This is a genomic window from Enterococcus sp. DIV0240d, from assembly GCF_051711245.1.
Classification (GTDB): domain Bacteria; phylum Bacillota; class Bacilli; order Lactobacillales; family Enterococcaceae; genus Enterococcus_D; species Enterococcus_D casseliflavus.
Genome location: NZ_JBIOMG010000001.1, coordinates 2,752,149 through 2,769,658 on the forward strand (window position 1 = coordinate 2,752,149; position 17,510 = coordinate 2,769,658).

Genomic DNA, 17,510 nt, shown 5'->3' on the forward strand with positions numbered 1-17,510 from the left:
GTTTATTCTCCTTTTCGCAAACGTGCGATTAATGATTTTGGTTTTAGTTCTTGTTCCACTTGATTTGTAACAGGTTGGCTTATATTAGCCATCGCAACAGCGACAGCATTTTGAATCATAGATGCAATATCTTGTGGTTCTTCTTCCGGTTCGGCACGTTTCACAGAATTAGCAAATCCAAACTCTACAGCTTCGTCTGCCGTGAACCATTTTTCTTCATTCATCCATTCACGCAACTGATCAGCTGATTGACCTGTCTTGTCTGAATAAATTTCTAAAATTGAATCATCAATAGTTTCTAAAGCGTTCAGCGTTTTTTGGATATCCTGTTTATTGCCCCAAGCGAATGTTGAAGCTTCATGAATCATCAATGAAGTACCAACGTTCATAATCACTTCATCAGCACCAGCAATGATAAAGGTTGCGGCGCTTGCTGCTAAACCAGTCACTTCGACAGTGACGTTTGATGGGTGATCTTTTAGGTAGTTGTAAATTTCAATCCCTTCAAACACATCGCCGCCAGGACTATTTAGTTTGATCACAATATCATCTGTGACTTTATCCAGTGATTCTCGGATATCTTTCGCATTAATAACATCATCATCACGCCAATATTTCTTTTGGACATTGCCACTCAAGGTGAGAATGTGCTTACCATTTTGGATTTCGTTGGTAAATTGAAACGGTACTTTCTTAACTTTCGGCATTTTCGTTCTCACCCCCTTCCAAGTAGTCATAATTCTTAGTCATTATTAGTCGTTGTCCTTCGCCATTCGGCAATGGATCATAGTCTGTCACTTCACGCACTTCATCACGCAAGAAAGTTCCAGAAGAAACGATCTTATCAATCTGAGTAGCGTTTTCCAGAATGCTGACAGGTAATACTTTAGAAACTTTGATACGTTCGCCATTCTTGTATTCTTTTTTGGTAATAATCTTGGCCATCAACTCATCCTGAAGCTTCTTCATCAGTGGTGCGATACACAACTTCCGAAAGGCTTGAAGGTTAGAATCAAGTTCAGCTTTTTCACCATAAATAAGCGCCGTAGGAACTCCTATGGCGTTGGCTACATCATCGATCAACGATGTTTTCATTTTGTTCAGCTCATCAAGGGATTGATTGGAAACCCCTTGTTTGTTGGTGTATTCCTCGTACTCGAATCCTTTGATTTTTGCTACAATTGCTACAGACTTTGTTTTGAATGCATTGTAGACCTTGTCAATATACTCTTGTAATCTTTGACTACGTGTCTTGCCGTCCTTTCCTTTTTCTTCGTTAATACTTCCGGTCGAATCGATAGACACCGATCCACGAATTTGATTGTTTCGCATTGCAATTTCAATGATTCGCCCAAATAACTCGGAATAGTCTTCGAACAAGCCCTTTGTAAAACGATCAAGTTTATCATTGTTGTATTCAATGTAGATCACATCTGACATACTGAAGCTTTTTTGAAACACATAGTTCTTTACTGTTACGCCAGTGAACACATCATCATAAACAGCGTATTCCGTGCGAGAAAAATCATCCGCGATCAGCAATTGGTTATCTTCAGTAAAAATGACCAGCACTTCGTTGTCGTCCATAAGACGGTAGAAAAACTTTTCCCAGAACGTTGCAGCCGACATATCATTGTTGGGTCGAACATTCAAAATGTATTCCCAGTCAGCAGTGCCATCTTTGTTTTTGAACTTTACTTCCAACGTGGACATTGTTCTTGCTACAAAATCAAGCACTGTGTTCTTAGCCATGATTTTCAGATATGCTCGAGCAGATTCATCATCCCCATAGACAAGATCGGGAATCCAGTCTGAGGGTTCTTCGTTACGTATGGACTGCTTAAAGACATCAAATAAACTCACATATTTTCACCACCTTTCAATTAGTGACGGACGCCTATCTGATTGACTTTAATTTGACAAAGTCATTGCCATTCAAATTGTTGTACATTTCTTCTGCTTTTTTCTTGCTAAAGAAACTAACGATTTTAATTTGCAAGATTTTCAAATAGATAGTTTTCTTGAATTTTAAGTTAATTGTCACATTCCCATGATTCTTTTCTTCTCCCACGAAAACCACTCCTTTTCTATTATTTTTATTTAACGCATAAATGCGAGATTTCAGGATCACCTTCACTTTCCGGCAAATCGCCGACCTGATTTATTTTGGACCTGTTCAGGTTGTTTCTTCTTGTAGCCCAAAGGTGTTGAAGTTACTTTAGTGAAATAAACTGTGTTGCCAGCCATTACGTTTTTCGTTTTTCGCTCTACATTCAGGTATTGAGGTTTATACATAGTGATCACTCACTTTCTAAAATTCAATCTCATCCAACATATCAAAAGCATCATCATAATCGATAGTTTCGGCAATCAACTCTCTTTTGTACAAAGCAGCCAAGAAAGCGTGGAAGCCATCTGTTTTTCGTCGTATTGGCTCCTTCTTCAAAAACGTTCTGTTTCCTAAACTGTCTTCTTTGATATACGTATTGTTCGTGTACCATCGCATCATAGGGTCGTCACCGAAAATAAATCGTTCATTTGCAAATCCATCTTCAATGATTGGCGCTACTTTAGCTTGAACTCCCCTTGGGTTTCTGAAGAATTCATTAGCGAATTCATTCTCATCAAGCAACGGCCGTAACAAATCCATTCTAAATCCATCAGACGCCACAATCTCAATGTTGTAATGTTTCCTTTTTTCCACAAGCCAATCCACTAAATGACGAGGGTCGATAGACGGTTCATCAAGTATGGTTACTAGACCTTTGGATTCCCAATCTTTGATAGGTGCTTTCAATTTAAATGTATCCAGAAACTGTTTCCTTGCGAAACTATGCTGAAACCAAATGTACTTGTCATCCTCCTTGAAAAGCAATCCGACTGTTGCGAAATCTCGAATGCTTGCATAGTCAAAACCCGCAACGCAAGAATGATTTTTCAAATCTGGTATAGGTTGATTAGTCGCCATTAGCTTTTCGTGAGTTGTAACATCTTTTTCCGAATCTCCTTCTGTAAAGTTCATTCGTTTAACGACAAATTCTCTTCTTCCAGATGGCTCTTCTTGAAGTTTGTCATATTCTTTTTTAACAGTTGAAAATAAGCGTCTCGAATAAGACGTATCTTCCTCAAACATCGGATTAGCTTTTGACCACATTTTTGGATTGTCCATTTCGTCAATCGTGTCTATTTTGCAGATGAAAGGAAATAGCCTGTCGTTTTTATTTTCTCCACTGAATATCTTTTGCGCCCTCTCGAGAATTTTGTCGTAAAACCCTTCACGCACATGTCCGTTCGTTCCATTATAAAAAGTTCTAGGATTCTTTATTTTACCGAGTCCGCTTCGTTGGATATCTACTAAATCAGATGATTCAAATTGGTGTATCTCGTCAAACTCCAAACAACCGTCACGTGCACTATCCATTGTTTTTGGATTATTTGTACGATAGCTAAAAATAGAATTAGTAACTCGGTTGGTTATAGCCATCTTTGTAAGATAAAATTGCGTTTCTAATCGGTTCATTTGAACCATTTCATAAACTTCTTTGAAACTAACTTTCCCTTGTTTTTCTGAGTTAGCAGTAATTGTTACATCATAATTTCTAACGTTGTATAGAGGGCTAATAAAAAAAGAATCGCGTGCAGACATAAAGCCGTTTTTCCCTCCACCACGAGCGATAGAGTTTAAAATCTCATCAAAAAACACCTCGTCATCTTCTTTTTGATAGCAGAAAATGAAAGGTGTGATAAATTTTTGATATTTAGCTAATGGGAAAAAGTTTTTTTCGGCATATCGCACAAACTTTTGTATCATTTCATCATCGAAATAAATATCATCTCGAATCAGGACTTCTTTTTTTAAGTAATCAACTAGCTGAATGCGCTCTTTGTTAAAAGGTATAATTCCTCGTTCATACAAATCTACATATTCGTCAAAGAAGTAAGGTTTTATTATTGTCATAACAAATCACTGCCATCCAACGCGGCATTTTGAGCAGGTTTTTGCTTTTCGGCCGGCAAATAATCAGTGAGTTGTTTAATCACGCGTTGATAAGATTGATCACGAGAATTATATTGTTTCGCAACCGGTCGCTCACGCTCGTAAGGAATTTGATTTTCTGACTGAGAAAAAAGTTCATAGTCGCCTTTTTCAGAAATATCAACCCACATCTCATCAAGAAGAATTTTCAACCGCGCTGCTTGTGTAATTAAACCAGATACGACTTTCTTTTTGTCCCCGTCAATATCTTCAAACAATTTGCTTAGCCGCTTTTCTTCGGCAGCAACTAGCTTATTTCTCTTTTTTAAATCTGCCATACAATCACTTCCTTTCTAGCCCGGGGTGGGGTTGTGTGAAAAATAATGAATACATCTGCGGAGTTGACCCCATCCACCGGTTCCCTAGATTGGGATTTGACCCCAAAATAATTCGACCGGGGGTATGTCACTCCCCACTTTCGTTTGATTTTCTAGTCATTTTTGGGATTTGATTTTTTATCAATCTCCCCACCACTCATCTTGCCAACGCTTCTGCTTAGCTTGGCCACGATAGTTCATCCGATCGTGTCGCTTGTTATGACAGTCCTTGCATAACGTTCTTAGGTTGTCTGGATCAAACGCCAGCTCTGGATTTGTTTCTAGCTCTTTTATGTGATCGACCTCCAGTATCGAATCATGCTGTGTAGTCAGTCTACCTTCGGCTTTACACCATAAGCATTCGTAGTGATCTCTCTCAAGTATTTGCTGCCTTAGATTGCGCCACTTGGTCGATCCATAAAACCTAGCACGATCTGCTTTGGTTTTTACTATTGGAATCATTTAAAACTCTCTGTCACTGTACAAGAATCCATCTGCTTTCTTTTCCACTTCTGGCGAGTATACGACTTCAAGGGCTAATTTATTAGTAACGTCATCGTATTCAACCAATTCCAGATTTATCGATTGAACTCTACTTAAATCTAATTGTTCAAAAGCAGTAAACGCATTTCCCAAAATCATTCTTTTATCTTTACTCATATCCCATACCTCCTCAGTCTCTCCACAATATGCGGATCACTCTTCCAACCATGCCCAATGTATATCAACCTATGCCGATCGATATACTCGTCACTAAATTGCTCATAGCATTCAAGCAATGTGTGCTTAGGTTTCAACTCCGCTTGTCGGATGTTCTTATGCCTTAGTATTCCTACTGATAGTTGGATGTAATAGTAATGCATATCAGTCACCTACTCGATAGGACTTCGTCAACATATCTGATGATATATTCGAAAGATAAGCGACCGTTGATGCCGTGACATTCTGTTTTAGTTTTGCCGCACAAAGAACATTTCAAAGCAGTCGCTTGAGTATCTCCACCTATACGAGCTACCTGTTCGTATTCATGCTTACACCGTTTAAATGTCATAAGTCACCCTCAACCTTTCGCTATCATATTCAAACCGATATCCGTAATGTGTTTTTTGCCTCTTCTTAAGAACTTGATTAATTCCAGCAACAGGTACTCCTAGCTCTCTTGCACATTCAACTTGTGATGGGAATCTCTTTGATCTTCCATCTGGATAAATACAAATAATTTTTGTTTTTGCTCTTTGTGTACGAGCTATATAGTTCGGATGTTTTTTTGTTCGCTCGACCTTTGTGCCATACCTGTTATTGTAAGAATGCGTGCACCATTCTAAATTTTCTGCTCGGTTATCTGATTTATTTTCATTTTTATGATTAACTTCTTTTAGTTTTTCAGGATTAAGCAAGAAACACTCCGCTACAATTCTGTGAATATAAAAATTCTTTCTTGTGCCTTCTTTTTTTAATTGAACATACTTATATCCATTCCCGTTGTCTTGAGGTCGTTTTATCCCTTCCGATACATAAACTCCACCCGAATTAGTTCTTTCAAGGTATTTTATCCTGCCCAAACTGCTTACTTTATAAATTCCTTCATATCCCTTAATGTCTTTCCAAATTTCTTCCATAACTACCGTCTCCTTTAGTTATTTGTCTCTAAGCAAAATAAGCACAAACAGGAGTGAGACGACTCTCTTCGGGAGCTACCCTAGTTTGTGCAAAATTAAAAGGCTACCTACACATCGTAAGTAACCTTCAATTCATCATTATTAAATTCAAATATTTGCAATTTCTTTCTACTGGTTGTATAGCCGTTTTTTACTTCGTAGTAGTCACTTTTCTTCAGTGTAGAAAGCTGCCTAACAGTCACGCCGTCTTTGTCTTGGACAGGAACTGTAACTTCCTTTTTCTCACTATGAAAATGACCTACAAAGTATTCTCTTGTTTTGGCAATACCCCACAGGTGTGGAAACTCAGTTGCTAAGAGCATAGGCAAGTTTTTCCTAGCTAAGTCACCATGAGCTATACCTATAAGAACATTGTCTAGCATATAAGCTTTTCGGTGAGCTAGACTACAATCAAATTTTATTTCATTTCCTTTTAAAGTAGCTTGTAGATACTGCATGAACATATAGGAGATACTCAAATCGTGATTGCCAGGAACGTAATATACTCGAACTTCCTTTGAGTGCCTCAAGGCTTCATGCACCATCGGTTCAATGTACTGCTTCAAATCCTCGACAGCCTTAACCATGTCAACCTCGTCAACTAGTGTTCCTTTTGTTGTAAACGGATTGACCATGCTGTCGTTATGAACTAAATCCCCAATAATATTGAAAGAAATCGTTTTGTAACCATTATTAATAATCTCCATAATTTCATCTTGAGCTGGCTTCATGTACTCGTAGTCAACAATCCCCATGTGAACATCAGTTAAATTAATGACTAAATTTCTGATACCTGTTTTGATTGGATCAACTTTTATAGGCTTTATTCCTTTTTTGATCGCTGCTACGATATCCTTGGAGTTGCTTTGCATCTTTGGCTTCACCACAAACTTCAACTGCTGATTCCATTTCTGGACATCCGCTGTAGTGGTCGTCCACTCATTGGTGGTTACTTGAGATATTTCCCACTCTTGTGGATCATAGCCTTTGTACTTAAGGATGTCTTCTGGCGTTTTACTGTCCTTCTGGTAGAAAGCCATCTTCACATCGAATTCAGCTTGAGAAATGGTGCCGTCAATGTTGTATCGTTTGTTTTCGTTGATCGACTGGCCATCCATGGTGCGAGGCGGCGTTACTTTGTTCAATCGTTGACGTTTGCTCTTTACACTAATCTTGGTAAACTCTCTTCCGTACTCGTTTGATAATATGATTGCTATTTCTTTATTGGTATAACCTTCATTGATTAAATCTTTGAGCCTATCAATTTCTTGTTCCGTCCAGTTTATGTCTGCCACCTCGCTTTTCTGCAAAATAAAAAGCCACTCGCAATGAGTGACTTATAAAACTCTCATATCAGATACACGTCTGCCACAAGGGAATGAGAGTATTGACTTAAATTTAAAGCAACCTACACGCTCGCAATCTCGAGCCGCCATATCCAACTATGCCACAATCCTCGGTTGCTATGTCACTGGAGTGGTACTGCCCCACTCACGAAACTGTCTTTGCTTTTGGCAACAAGGATTCGTAGCCGACCACCGACTACTTCAATTACCCTTTGCGTCTTCTACTTCCGCCACAGTGACTATCGCCCACAGAATAATTTTTACGTATCAAAAGGAGGTTGAATGCCGTTGTGCGTTTCTGCTTGTGGGCGATATCTGATAATACTAATTTACCACGTTTTCAGTGCCTAAAATTCCGCAAATCGTTCATATATCAAGCATCTTGTCTAACTCTTCGAAAAATCTGTTCCGATATTCAAACGCTTTGGTTTTACCACACTTTATCTGGAAACTATCAACCAACCCTTGCATCGTATATTGCGGAAATCGCTTGATATACAACTCTCGGATGATCGTCTCAGTGTCACTGCCACATTCATCCAGAAGCTCTTCCACAATCTGCTTATTGCGTTTCAACCGCCGAATCTGCTTATCCGTCTCGATGGTCCACAATGTGCCGAACATCAAATCGCTATCGCTTCTTGTTCCCTTGATATCCCCATTAACATCTTCTTCTCGATACGGAACTCGAATCTCTTCTTCAAGCTTTCTGACGTACTTATCCGTATCTCGGTAATCTTTCAACACTGCCTTGACTCGTTCAACACGCCATTTCTCCAATCACTTGCCCTCCTCATTATCTTCCTTACCAAAAATCACACTTGCGAATACAGAAGCTATTACGGCTACAAATATCAAAACCGCTTCTGTCATTTTTGTGCCTTCTCAATTTCCCGCTCTAGCCATTCATCTTTCGTTGCTAGCAAGGTACCTTCTTTGGAGTAATATTCATTGATCAATCTTGCTGGATTTTCTTTGGTTCCTTCACCTTCAAACGAAACCACATGAATAACTTCCATCATTTTAACTTCACGAACATGATTTGATTTCTTAGGTAGTCCCATTTTCATCCTCCCGCTTCCATCGCATCCCTGACTAACGGATCGTTGATAATAATCTTGTACTTCATTTGCTCATGCTGCAGCTGCTGTTCTAGCTTCACGATCTGCTTTTGCTGGTCGATAATTGTATAGGATAGCCAACTCAAGCCAGCGATCGTTAGCAGCACTATGATGATTGCTTGGCTAGTTTTCATTGGCTTGCTCCAATAGTTCTGGGTTCTCCCAAACATTGCCGGCGACAGTTACATAAGGTTTTAATCTTGCTAACAAAAGATTACCCGCACACCAAGTTAGGTCACCTTCATTCCATGAAATCGCATAATCACCATCAATTTCGATGCCAGCGCCCGATTTTTCTGTTTTCTGAAATGGATGATTTCTTACTGAAACGATATCCCCCTCGAAAATCTCCACGCCGTTCTTGTCTTTCAAGCCAGTGGATTGCATGAGGACTACTTCTTTAAACCAATACCACTCGCTGGCGTTTTCAATTTTGAGACTAACCATACTTCTACTTAGATCAATTTGTAGCACTTCATGTATTGTTTTTGTTTCGGTTAAAAATGCTCTAAATTTTGGTACCATCTTATCCCTCCTGTTTGCTATCGCTGACGATTGTGGAATTACTTCTTCCGCTTTTTTGGTTTAGTTCGTTTGCTTTTTCTGATGAAAGTTGGATCTGGATTTCCACCTCTATATAGATTAATTTGTGCCATCTCCGAGTCCCAGTAGTGAAAAGAGTTCCTTCCCAATCCTGCAGCTGAGGCAATTTTTTTAGCCATCACTCTTCCTCCAGTACTTTGAGATCATAATCCGAGTCAATGAATTTTTCTGTTAATTCTGGATTTGTTGCATTACCCAATTCTGTGTAGATTAAATCAAAATCATCTCGGTTAAAGTCAGTTTGTAAGTAGTTATTGATGATTGCTCTGATACGGTTTTCCCAATAACTGCCCACCCCTTTATGCGCTGGTCTTGATAGCCAATGAAATATCTTTTCTGTTATGTCTCTTTTTGACTCTACGCCGTTTAAGTTAAAATAAATATTCTTGGTTGGGACTAAGATTAGTTCGTTTCTTCGATTGATGAATGCCTTCGGTGATATTTCCGTTACAAATCCTATGAACTTTAGAACTTCTACTTGCACCATCACTCTTCCTCCTAGTTTGCTATTTCTTCCGATTCCTGACTCAATCCACCTGCTCAAATAAAATGGCGTAATCATCAATATCAAGCTTTTCAGCAATTTCTTGAACTGTGGTCAAGGTCACGCCTGCTTTCTTTCTGTATGCAATCATTTGTGTCTTGGTTAGCACAGCATTTTTATTACCTAAATGCCAAGCGACGTTTTTCCAGAAAATATCAATAATGTTCATGATTCGTCCACCTTCTTCATATCCCTGAACCTGACTACAGTCTGCTCACTGCCAAATCTGACGATTGCCGAGTTGGTCAGCACCTTTACGCATATCGCTTTAAATGGCGTTCTAAGCCGTTCCGTCACGCACCAGTATTCTTGTAACGGTTTTACTCTCCGTTGCTTTCTGACCACACGGGGCGGCGGGTTGTATTTGCCATCTTGTACGCCTGTTACTGTGTCTGCTAGTTTCATTTGACTTCCTCCAATATTTCAAATATGTCCATCTGATGTTCTTTCTCATCCCCGATAGGCAGCATTTTGTTTATTGCTTCTTCGTAAAAAGGTCTGTAAATTTCAAATCCATACGAATGCCGCTCATTTTTTTTAGCTGCTAAAAGTGTAGACCCACTTCCTGCACACGGATCTATAACAACATCTCCGGGATCTGTAAAAGTCTTTATTAATTTTTCGAGTAAATTTACTGGTTTTTGAGTCGGATGTATCTTAGGTATCTCTTTCAAACTATCTCTCTTCCACTCAAACCAATTTAAAACCATTTTTTTGCCAGTTTCTTCTTGTTGCCAATCGTTGTTAAATTTCGGCAATTTGTCTCTGTAAAATACAACTGCATATTCTGTTGCTCCAACAATTCTCATGTTTGCTTTCAACGCTTGCGAGCTTGTCTTCTTGATAAACAACAAAGGATAACTTTTTTTAAATCCGTATCGCTTTGCAACTTCAATCAGCGGAGCCATTTGCTCAAATGAGCAAAACATTATCATGGCTGGTGCTTTGCCTTTTTCTTTAGGTTCTGGTTTTAGCAACTTGCTACAAAAGTGCATATATTCAACTAAATTGAAGTTTTTATCACTTGGAAAAAACTGCTTTCCTGCTTTCTTAGATTCTCCATTTTTATTATCTCCACCAACATACCAACTAGGATTGCTTGCAAATGCGTTATTCCCCAAGTTGTACGGTATATCAGCAATCACTAGCTGTGCTTTTGGGATATTGTATTTTTTCCTATTTTGAAAATTATCGTTGTATAATTCACACTTTATCTTCATCTTTACTCCTCCGTTCCATTTCTTCAGTCAGCCATTGATAATACAATTCGATTCTTTCCAGGTGGCTTGCGACTGATTTCTTTTGCCAGATTAAGTCTTTATCTGACATTTTGCGTATGCTTTCTTGTGTCGGTGTCATCTGCTCACCTCTCAAAATGGAAGGTCTTGACTATCGATCTCGATAGACGAATTACCAAATGGGTCTGATTGCGCGTTGTTGCGGTTTTGCTGTGCGTTGGCATTATTACTCGTTTGGTTGTTTGAAACACCACCACCGTTGTTTTTGGTATCTAAAAACTCGATTCCGCCGTACTGATTTGCCACAACCTCGATAATCGTTCTTTTCTGCCCATCTTGCGTTTCATAACTTCTGCTAGTCAGCTTACCGTTGACAGCAATTTTCGATCCCTTGTTTGTATAGTTGGCTAGTGATTCGGCTTGTTTCTCCCACACTACGATCGGAATGAAATATGATTTCTTGTTTTCTCCCCATCCATCGTCTAAAGCCAGCGTATTTGTCGCCACAGCTTTGCCCGACTTCGTGTACTTCAATTCGTTGTCTCTTACCAATCTGCCGATTAAATTTACTGTATTCATTTTTCTTCCTCCAATTCGATTTGAAATGCTTCATGAACTTTTGCCAAAGCCTTTCGGTATTCACTGATAGTTTGTATATCTGTTCCTTCTCCTAGCGTGTAGTGTTTCTGAACTCCTCTTAATGCCATTTCTAAAGTCGGATAATGCCCAACTAGCGAGAAAACTTCTTTACCATTTTTCTCACTTATTCTTGCCTTGTTAACTGATACAGAATTTTCATCACTAGTAATTTGGTAATCTAAAACCCTCATATTTAACATTCTGCTTCCTCCAATTCAATTTCAATCCTCGGACAATCCTTATCCACTTCAAACCGATGCTCAAAGTTGGCAATCTCGCCCCATCCATCATTTGCGATCACTCTCGCTTCAATCATTCCGTCCAAGATAAACTTGATCCCGAACGCAATGTTGTCTTTATCCTTGCGCTTATTTTTGCAGTACCAAGTGATTTTCAAGTTGATTGGTGTTGTCACTCTCAGGCCTGCCGCTTTAGCCATCAAGAATGCATAGCAACATTTTTCCGTGTTCTCCTTCTTCAACTTAGCGCCTGCATAGCGGTTCGTCCGTTGGCTATTGATGAATTTGTTTAAGTCTGTTAGCTCTCCTGGTATCGTGATAATCAGAACATTCCCCTCGCTTTCAAGTATCGTTGTGCGATTTGTTCTTTCGTTTCATTGCCCTGCATGATCGGATGTCCTTTTTTCTTTTCTTCTTCTGCAGCTTCGATTGCTACCCATTTTGCTTCCTCGGCCTTATCTAGCATTCCGCATTGATCAAAAGTCTTGACTTGCGATTCAATTGTTCGAACCAATTCCGATCGCACAAGGCCGTTTTCTTTGAAGATAGCCAGATATGTTTGTCCGTCCATCTAACCTCTCCATTCGTCAAAGTCTACTGAGAAATCCATATATTTCTTGTCGAATATAAACGGTGCTATGCCTGTCATCCCTTCTCGATTTTTGGCCACATCACACCGTATCTTGCGTTCTTCTTTTTCATCAGCAGATAACAAAAGCACAACATTTGCATCTTGTTCAAGCGAGCCTGATTCTTTCAAATCACTAAGTATCGGACGTTTATCTTCTCTGTTCATTACCGCCCTACTTAGCTGGGCCAACAAAACGATCGTGATTCCATAATCAGTTGTCAGTTTCTTCAGCTCTCGTGTAACCTCGTTCATGACTTGCCGTTCGTTCTTGCGTGTATCATTGACAGTTATCAGCCCAGCGTAGTCCACGAACACTACGTACCGTTTGTCGCTTAATCGCTGCTTGATCGCATACTTGATATCGTTTAGATTGGAATATTCCGAAGTGTACACTCGCATATCAAATCTGTTCTTCATATCCTCGTATGACTTTCTGGCTCTCACCTTGTTTTCGTCTGACAGTTTATTATTTCCAACGAACAGCATAGAGTTGATTCTTGTTTCTTTCGAGATAAGCCGCTTAATCAATTCGTTTTGGCCCATTTCAAAAGTGAAGAAATCACACTGCACATTGTCATTGTCTGAAAATAGTCTATGCATAATGTTCAATGCGAAAGCTGTTTTACCTGTACCTGGTCGCCCAGCCAAGACAATTAGCTTTCCTCCTGTGATGCCTCCTCCAAGAAATGCATCTAAAGGTTTGTAAGTTGTCATAACCTCGCTAGGTTTATCCAAGCTATCTGTAAACTCTGCAAAAGCTTTATCCAGTTTGCCGTCAGACTTAATATGGTTCACGTCACGCTTTTCTTCTAGTAATCTGGATAACTTATCCCCATCTGTCTTAGAAAGCGTCTCAGCGTATTTTATGGACGCTGAATGCAACTTGCGATCAAGATAATCATTGTGTATGATCCGTGCTAGTTCTCTTTCAATCCCAAGCTGATTCGCAGAATTCTTCAAGATGTCTAATTCATCAGCTGTCCCTGCTTTGAAGTAGTCAATGGTTCGCATTTCTCGATGAACCTGTTCGGTGGTGTATTTCATTCCTCGCAGTCTCGTCATTGACTCTACAATCAGTTTGCACTGAGGACTTTCAAACCATTCTGAATCAATATCAATGTTGGTAATGATCGATGGATTGTTTAGCATTTCAGCCACAAGTTTCAACTCATTGTTCATAGGCTTCAGACAACCTCCTTTGAGATTCAGCAATTTCATCGGAGATTGAAGAATTAACTTGTGGGCGATACTCATTCAAATAATCATCAAACTTATTTCCAAAGAGTGTTGCTGGTCTTAGGTACTTATTCATTTCTTGGTTGTTCAACCATTGGTTTGTTTTCACATCAATTACTTTTTTGAAATCATCTAATCGTTGACCTTCGTTCCATCTTGCTTTGATCAGGTCTTTCCATTTCTGAGTAACTTTGAATGATTTACTTGTTGCTTCGTTCAAGTATTTGATGATGTCGCTGTATGGTATTTTCTCTTTATCTATATCTAGTTCTTTCTCTAACTCTTTCTCTTTCTCTAACTCTTTCTCTAGGCGACATTTTCCAGACAATTTCTGGACATTGTCCTCCTTTACTCTTTGAAGTCTTTTTTGAATAGCATATTCAGTTTCTGAGCCAACTAATTCGTTAAGTTGACTCAGATAAATTTCTCCGCCATCCATAATTTGTATCAGTCCAATTTTGTGGAATAGATCCATTGCAACTTTTACGGTGTCGGCGCTAGAATTTGTTAACTTGGCCAATGACTCTGGATCGTAAGGGATCATCATATTGCCAACGTTTCTGACGAGCATTCCCTCAGTCTTCAATGATTTAAGGCAAAGTTTCAAATAAAACAGACAGTACTCTTTACCGTTTGGTTGTTCTTCTAACCACTCGATTGTGTCTTCTTCAAAAAAATTCTCTTTGAGTTTGAGCCAGTAATATCGTTTTTTTTGCTTATCAGACACTCTATCCCTCCTAATCTTTGCCGTCGTATAAAGATAAACCTAGTTCACTTGCGTCTATTGCTGGTAAATCAAATATAGATTGTATTAGTTTCACTTTGCTTTCGCGGCAAAGCCCATAACCGTATTTTTGATATTTATAACTACGATTAAAAGTTGATATAGGGAATGGGATGTCAGCATCTATTACCAATCTCTTTGTTTGTAGGTGTTCAAAGTAATCGTCATGATAAACTACTTCAAATTGCGCTAAGTAATTATCCTCTTCGATTTTTTTGTATTCCGAATAATATGCGAATTTCGTAATAGTAAAATCAAAATCAGATATTACTTCTTCGGGATTTCCAAAAACGCTTTTGATTAGTTCTATTCTGATTTGATCTTTTTCTGAATAAACAGACCAAACTTTCTTGTTCTCATACGATTTCCTCCAACTGTTTGGTTCTTTTTTTATTAATTCTTCGAAGTAAGATTTACTCTGAAGAAAATCAGATTCTTGCCTAAAAAACATATCGATATCATTTACTTTTTCTCCGTTAAAAATATTCTTAAAGCATCCTCCTGCTATATAACCTCTGTGCCCCATTAGATATTTATCTAAAAAGAACAACTGTCTAAAATTATAGATATCAGTTTTTTTCATCTTTATCCCCCTATCCTAAGTTTCTTAATCTCGTCTTGATTCAGTTTGATCCCGATAACGTGATACTTATTCTTAAACTCCGTAATCCCCATTTGATGCTTCTCGCCGTGGTGGGTTCTGCAAAGTGCTGCAAAAGTAAATTCTGTGTGATCAACTTCTTTCCGCTTACGCCTTCCTAGGGCTTTTTCAAAGTGATCGATGTCAGAGTTCTTTTTACCGCAGATGCAACAGGTTCGATTCATTACACATTTATAGAAGAAATACTGAATGTTTTGCGGTGGAACCTCGTATCCATCCTTGAAAGGAATATCGTGCTCAAATATGAAATCAAGTACGAGATTCGTTAAATATGAAACATCATCTACTGTCGATACAGATTGATTTGAGAGGCTTATATTATTGCCTGTGGCGTATCTAAACATTGAGTAGATATAATCTTTCATCTCGTCAATAGACAGCCCTGTCTCTTTGTAGATATCGTTTAACAAAGCGAAGAAAAACTTCCTTTGTTCGACTGTGAAGCCTCGTGGGTCTTTGATGAATATTTCCGCTTGTCTTTCGCCATCATATCCATCAAAGATTGTTTTGAGTCGTTCGATGTTTAGCGACTCTTTGAGCTGCAAAGTAACTTTATCTTCATCAACTTTTGTTATTTTTGCTAGATACGAAAGATTGTTCATTTACATCACTTCTCTTTGTTTTCTTGAGCAGCTTTCATTTGATCAATGCCGTTTTGCGTATACTCTTTTAGCAACTCGTAAAATGATTCGTTGATATCCTCGAATTTTCCAGAATAATTAAAGTGTGCCAAAGCTTGATTCTCAAATGTCTTAGGTGATCGTTTCAGCAAGCTTGATGCTTCTTCAAACAACGATTTCAGTTCTTCCAGTTGCTCTTTACTAGCTGATGGGGATTCAGGCAAATCTTCACCAGCGTAGATATACAATCCTAATCCAAACATTGCCAAGTTCTTTACCAGGCAGCGCATTATCGTTTTGTTAATGTCAAACATGGTAGCTGCATCAACTCTTAACCCTTTGGCTTTCTTTGTGTCATAGGTATATGGACTAGCTTTCATCGCTTTATTAGCTCCGTCCATCACTGGCAACCACATTTCGTGTGAAAGACCTTCGATTGTGACTTTCGTAAAAACCATATAGCCAGTGTTGGGATCAAAAACATAAGGAAGACTATTATCGAATTTTTCTATTTCGTACTCCGCCGTTGGGAATTTCTTTTTCACTTCAGCCCATGCCCACGCCCAAGAAAGATAGCTGAGTTGTACACTTCCTGTTTTTTTCTTTTCAACGTGGTTATTGACATCTAAGGTAAACAAGAAGTTAAATATCTCGTTTTGCTTTTCAGTAAACTGTTCGCTCACTTAAATTCCTCCTGTCTTTGTTTCAGCCATTCTTTACCACTGATAATTTTCATCGTGTCCATCCTCAGTGATTTTGGTCCATACTCATCAACTACAAGTAAGAAATTCTCTTGCTGTACGACATATTTAGCAAGCGTGCCATTTTTGTTTTCTCGATACCCTATAAACATCCAATCCGATTCATGAACAATCGTTCCGTTATCGTCCTCATTCCAATGTGCTGACAGGTCTACTTCTTCCTCGTTGTCGTCTAAAGAATGGATATTAGGCATCACATGACTGCTTTCGTCTTGCAGCAGGTTGTCGTAATCTGTTGCGATATAATCTGACATCTTCCCACTCCTCTCGATTTGTGGTAAACTTAGGTAAATATTTTTTCGTTTCTGACTGACTATAGCTTGCCGGCTAGTCGGTCTTTTTTGTTTCCAATACCTCGGTTTCAATAAAATTAATCCAATATCTAGCTTTTTTACCTACCGCTTGAATCGATGCTTCTTGTCTGTTTTCCCAGGCATCAGCAATCGTTCTTAGGCTGCTTATTAACTCAACCGCAATAATGCCCAACTTGTTAACGTTCGGAACTATGCGATCCATGTCCTCGCCATGCGAACCGGTCGCTGATGTGCTACCGATCAGGATTTGGACCAATTTCAAAATTTCATCTTCACTCATGAAGTCCCCCTCCGTTTCTTCATCCGTTCAATATTCTGTCTTGATTGAATCAACGGCTTGTTATGCTTGTACCAGCGATCAGCAATTACTTTGCCTATACGTAGCGCTTCAGCTCTGGTCATACTATTTAACCCCCATGATCCAAATCAGGACTACCAACAGAACAATATTCAAGCCGAGACTTGCATAAGAAATTGCCTGTAATTGGCGTGCTTTATAAAATAAGTCGGTTGTTAAACTTGCCAGCCATATCTTGTTCACTTTAATCCCTTCTTTCTTATTTCATCTAAATGATCATCAAAAGCCTTGCGGCGACGTTCTATTTGCTCATCCATTCGTTTATATTCTTTGTGCATATGCACCAACATAACTATAGTAAAGACAAGCAACAGGATCACCCAAGTAATTGCTAAGATGAAAATTACATTTACTAATGTCATACTGACTCCTCCTTGAAATATCGATCAATCAAAGCAAGCGCT

General features: G+C 38.9%; 31 protein-coding genes. All 31 read right to left on the reverse strand.

The genetic code is table 11. From position 1 onward, the window contains the following. Positions 1 to 2: 2 nt before the first annotated feature. Complete coding sequence (locus IGJ25_RS13120; protein WP_438779382.1) at positions 3 to 707, reverse strand: head maturation protease, ClpP-related; 705 nt, start codon at positions 705 to 707, stop codon at positions 3 to 5. Then, positions 694 to 1,863, reverse strand: a complete 1,170-nt coding sequence (locus tag IGJ25_RS13125) for a phage portal protein (protein WP_438779383.1) — start codon at positions 1,861 to 1,863, stop codon at positions 694 to 696. Before IGJ25_RS13125 ends, IGJ25_RS13120 begins: the two co-directional genes overlap by 14 nt. Before the next feature lie 448 nt (positions 1,864 to 2,311). Beyond that, the gene (locus IGJ25_RS13130; RefSeq protein WP_438779384.1) at positions 2,312 to 3,958 is read right to left on the reverse strand and encodes a terminase TerL endonuclease subunit; all 1,647 of its coding nucleotides are present in this window, start codon (positions 3,956 to 3,958) and stop codon (positions 2,312 to 2,314) included. Then, entirely contained in the window at positions 3,955 to 4,314 is a 360-nt protein-coding gene (locus IGJ25_RS13135; protein ID WP_240078163.1) for a hypothetical protein, read from the reverse strand. Before IGJ25_RS13135 ends, IGJ25_RS13130 begins: the two co-directional genes overlap by 4 nt. A 180-nt stretch (positions 4,315 to 4,494) precedes the next feature. Next, on the reverse strand, positions 4,495 to 4,815 hold the full coding sequence (locus tag IGJ25_RS13140) for an HNH endonuclease (protein ID WP_438779385.1): 321 nt from the start codon (positions 4,813 to 4,815) through the stop codon (positions 4,495 to 4,497). Further along, positions 4,816 to 5,013 carry a hypothetical protein gene (locus IGJ25_RS13145; RefSeq protein WP_438779386.1) on the reverse strand — a complete coding sequence of 66 codons (198 nt, stop codon included), beginning with the start codon at positions 5,011 to 5,013 and terminating at the stop codon, positions 4,816 to 4,818. It lies immediately after the preceding gene. Between the two features lie 380 nt (positions 5,014 to 5,393). Beyond that, positions 5,394 to 5,972 (reverse strand): NUMOD4 domain-containing protein, encoded by a 579-nt coding sequence (locus IGJ25_RS13150; protein ID WP_438779387.1) that lies wholly within the window; start codon positions 5,970 to 5,972, stop codon positions 5,394 to 5,396. A 107-nt stretch (positions 5,973 to 6,079) separates the two neighbouring features. Further along, positions 6,080 to 7,306: a hypothetical protein gene (locus IGJ25_RS13155; RefSeq protein ID WP_438779388.1), complete on the reverse strand. Its 1,227-nt coding sequence runs from the start codon at positions 7,304 to 7,306 to the stop codon at positions 6,080 to 6,082. 417 nt (positions 7,307 to 7,723) lie between these two features. After that, positions 7,724 to 8,137 (reverse strand): integrase, encoded by a 414-nt coding sequence (locus IGJ25_RS13160; protein WP_285603897.1) that lies wholly within the window; start codon positions 8,135 to 8,137, stop codon positions 7,724 to 7,726. A gap of 89 nt (positions 8,138 to 8,226) precedes the next feature. Next, the gene (locus IGJ25_RS13165) at positions 8,227 to 8,421 is read right to left on the reverse strand and encodes a hypothetical protein (RefSeq protein WP_349703079.1); all 195 of its coding nucleotides are present in this window, start codon (positions 8,419 to 8,421) and stop codon (positions 8,227 to 8,229) included. 2 nt (positions 8,422 to 8,423) lie between these two features. Then, positions 8,424 to 8,612, reverse strand: a complete 189-nt coding sequence (locus IGJ25_RS13170; protein WP_438779389.1) for a hypothetical protein — start codon at positions 8,610 to 8,612, stop codon at positions 8,424 to 8,426. Further along, positions 8,602 to 9,003 (reverse strand): YopX family protein, encoded by a 402-nt coding sequence (locus IGJ25_RS13175; RefSeq protein ID WP_438779390.1) that lies wholly within the window; start codon positions 9,001 to 9,003, stop codon positions 8,602 to 8,604. Before IGJ25_RS13175 ends, IGJ25_RS13170 begins: the two co-directional genes overlap by 11 nt. Positions 9,004 to 9,041: 38 nt before the next feature. Next, a complete protein-coding gene (locus IGJ25_RS13180; RefSeq protein ID WP_375838528.1) occupies positions 9,042 to 9,200 on the reverse strand; it encodes a hypothetical protein in 159 nt (52 codons plus the stop codon). Beyond that, the gene (locus IGJ25_RS13185) at positions 9,200 to 9,568 is read right to left on the reverse strand and encodes a hypothetical protein (protein WP_375838529.1); all 369 of its coding nucleotides are present in this window, start codon (positions 9,566 to 9,568) and stop codon (positions 9,200 to 9,202) included. Before IGJ25_RS13185 ends, IGJ25_RS13180 begins: the two co-directional genes overlap by 1 nt. A gap of 40 nt (positions 9,569 to 9,608) precedes the next feature. Further along, positions 9,609 to 9,794 (reverse strand): hypothetical protein, encoded by a 186-nt coding sequence (locus tag IGJ25_RS13190; protein ID WP_144772202.1) that lies wholly within the window; start codon positions 9,792 to 9,794, stop codon positions 9,609 to 9,611. Next, positions 9,791 to 10,030 carry a hypothetical protein gene (locus IGJ25_RS13195; protein ID WP_438779391.1) on the reverse strand — a complete coding sequence of 80 codons (240 nt, stop codon included), beginning with the start codon at positions 10,028 to 10,030 and terminating at the stop codon, positions 9,791 to 9,793. Before IGJ25_RS13195 ends, IGJ25_RS13190 begins: the two co-directional genes overlap by 4 nt. Next, the gene (locus IGJ25_RS13200) at positions 10,027 to 10,845 is read right to left on the reverse strand and encodes a DNA-methyltransferase (RefSeq protein ID WP_438779392.1); all 819 of its coding nucleotides are present in this window, start codon (positions 10,843 to 10,845) and stop codon (positions 10,027 to 10,029) included. The genes IGJ25_RS13195 and IGJ25_RS13200 overlap by 4 nt, the downstream gene beginning before the upstream one ends. Beyond that, complete coding sequence (locus IGJ25_RS13205; protein ID WP_438779393.1) at positions 10,829 to 10,984, reverse strand: hypothetical protein; 156 nt, start codon at positions 10,982 to 10,984, stop codon at positions 10,829 to 10,831. Before IGJ25_RS13205 ends, IGJ25_RS13200 begins: the two co-directional genes overlap by 17 nt. A gap of 11 nt (positions 10,985 to 10,995) precedes the next feature. After that, complete coding sequence (locus tag IGJ25_RS13210) at positions 10,996 to 11,442, reverse strand: single-stranded DNA-binding protein (RefSeq protein ID WP_438779394.1); 447 nt, start codon at positions 11,440 to 11,442, stop codon at positions 10,996 to 10,998. Continuing rightward, complete coding sequence (locus IGJ25_RS13215; protein ID WP_438779395.1) at positions 11,439 to 11,702, reverse strand: hypothetical protein; 264 nt, start codon at positions 11,700 to 11,702, stop codon at positions 11,439 to 11,441. Before IGJ25_RS13215 ends, IGJ25_RS13210 begins: the two co-directional genes overlap by 4 nt. After that, the gene (locus tag IGJ25_RS13220; protein WP_438779447.1) at positions 11,696 to 11,941 is read right to left on the reverse strand and encodes a RusA family crossover junction endodeoxyribonuclease; all 246 of its coding nucleotides are present in this window, start codon (positions 11,939 to 11,941) and stop codon (positions 11,696 to 11,698) included. The genes IGJ25_RS13215 and IGJ25_RS13220 overlap by 7 nt, the downstream gene beginning before the upstream one ends. Before the next feature lie 122 nt (positions 11,942 to 12,063). Then, positions 12,064 to 12,312 carry a hypothetical protein gene (locus IGJ25_RS13225; RefSeq protein ID WP_438779396.1) on the reverse strand — a complete coding sequence of 83 codons (249 nt, stop codon included), beginning with the start codon at positions 12,310 to 12,312 and terminating at the stop codon, positions 12,064 to 12,066. Next, positions 12,313 to 13,551, reverse strand: coding sequence for a DnaB-like helicase C-terminal domain-containing protein (locus IGJ25_RS13230; protein WP_438779397.1), 1,239 nt, complete (start codon positions 13,549 to 13,551; stop codon positions 12,313 to 12,315). Then, a complete protein-coding gene (locus IGJ25_RS13235; RefSeq protein ID WP_279280340.1) occupies positions 13,541 to 14,335 on the reverse strand; it encodes a conserved phage C-terminal domain-containing protein in 795 nt (264 codons plus the stop codon). The genes IGJ25_RS13230 and IGJ25_RS13235 overlap by 11 nt, the downstream gene beginning before the upstream one ends. A 10-nt stretch (positions 14,336 to 14,345) precedes the next feature. Then, entirely contained in the window at positions 14,346 to 14,975 is a 630-nt protein-coding gene (locus tag IGJ25_RS13240; RefSeq protein WP_438779398.1) for a hypothetical protein, read from the reverse strand. A 2-nt stretch (positions 14,976 to 14,977) separates the two neighbouring features. After that, a complete protein-coding gene (locus IGJ25_RS13245; protein ID WP_438779399.1) occupies positions 14,978 to 15,655 on the reverse strand; it encodes a putative HNHc nuclease in 678 nt (225 codons plus the stop codon). A 5-nt stretch (positions 15,656 to 15,660) separates the two neighbouring features. After that, the gene (locus IGJ25_RS13250) at positions 15,661 to 16,356 is read right to left on the reverse strand and encodes a DUF1071 domain-containing protein (RefSeq protein ID WP_438779400.1); all 696 of its coding nucleotides are present in this window, start codon (positions 16,354 to 16,356) and stop codon (positions 15,661 to 15,663) included. After that, positions 16,353 to 16,688 (reverse strand): hypothetical protein, encoded by a 336-nt coding sequence (locus IGJ25_RS13255; protein WP_438779401.1) that lies wholly within the window; start codon positions 16,686 to 16,688, stop codon positions 16,353 to 16,355. The genes IGJ25_RS13250 and IGJ25_RS13255 overlap by 4 nt, the downstream gene beginning before the upstream one ends. Before the next feature lie 73 nt (positions 16,689 to 16,761). After that, complete coding sequence (locus tag IGJ25_RS13260) at positions 16,762 to 17,028, reverse strand: hypothetical protein (protein ID WP_231477769.1); 267 nt, start codon at positions 17,026 to 17,028, stop codon at positions 16,762 to 16,764. Beyond that, a complete protein-coding gene (locus IGJ25_RS13265) occupies positions 17,025 to 17,150 on the reverse strand; it encodes a hypothetical protein (RefSeq protein ID WP_438779402.1) in 126 nt (41 codons plus the stop codon). The genes IGJ25_RS13260 and IGJ25_RS13265 overlap by 4 nt, the downstream gene beginning before the upstream one ends. 135 nt (positions 17,151 to 17,285) lie before the next feature. Beyond that, a complete protein-coding gene (locus tag IGJ25_RS13270) occupies positions 17,286 to 17,468 on the reverse strand; it encodes a hypothetical protein (protein WP_438779403.1) in 183 nt (60 codons plus the stop codon). Positions 17,469 to 17,510 lie beyond the last annotated feature (42 nt).